The organism is Halocynthiibacter sp., assembly GCF_049608145.1.
Classification (GTDB): Bacteria; Pseudomonadota; Alphaproteobacteria; order Rhodobacterales; family Rhodobacteraceae; genus Halocynthiibacter.
Genome location: NZ_JBMYXF010000132.1, coordinates 1 through 535 on the forward strand (window position 1 = coordinate 1; position 535 = coordinate 535).

General features: G+C 50.3%; 1 protein-coding gene. It reads left to right on the forward strand.

Annotation, left to right across the window (positions count from 1 at the left end):
- Nucleotides 1-180, forward strand: a 180-nt coding sequence (locus tag ACPGUT_RS16195) for a hypothetical protein (protein WP_423993142.1), incomplete at its 5' end; no start/stop codon positions are given.
- Between the last annotated feature and the right edge of the window lie 355 nt (nucleotides 181-535).

Consider the following 535-nt stretch of genomic DNA (forward strand, 5'->3'; position numbering starts at 1 on the left):
AATATGTCAGATCATCCCAAAAACGCAATTGCCCCACGCTTTGAGGTGCTCTCCTACCTTGGCCGGGATTTTGCAGACAGCGTCCAACTCATGGGGCTGGATTGGGCCTGCACTCGGCAGGACGGGTTCATTGCAGATCAGCAGAACGGGAAGTTCTGCGTGTTTCAGATCGGCGAATAATCCATAGGCAACGCCTAGTGTTAATAGTGTTACCTACGGAGTATGTTACGGGGCCAAAAATCGCCCTTAACTCACTGATACCATAAAAGGAAACTATCCACATGGTTCCGAAAGGGTCAAACGTGGGTTCCGAAAGGGTCAAATTCTGGTTCCGAAAGGGTCAAACGAAAAATCGCCTCTTGGGGGTTCCTGATGGGTCAAACTTTGGTTCCCGATGGTGCGAACCCCACGCGGTTCCTGATAGGTCAAATTTAGGGTTCCTGATGGGTCAAATTTCCCGTAGCCTGTGAGCATGCCTTTGCTCCCAGATAGACACCCCCAGAAAGACTTCTTCATCCTCGATATCGCGGATGTT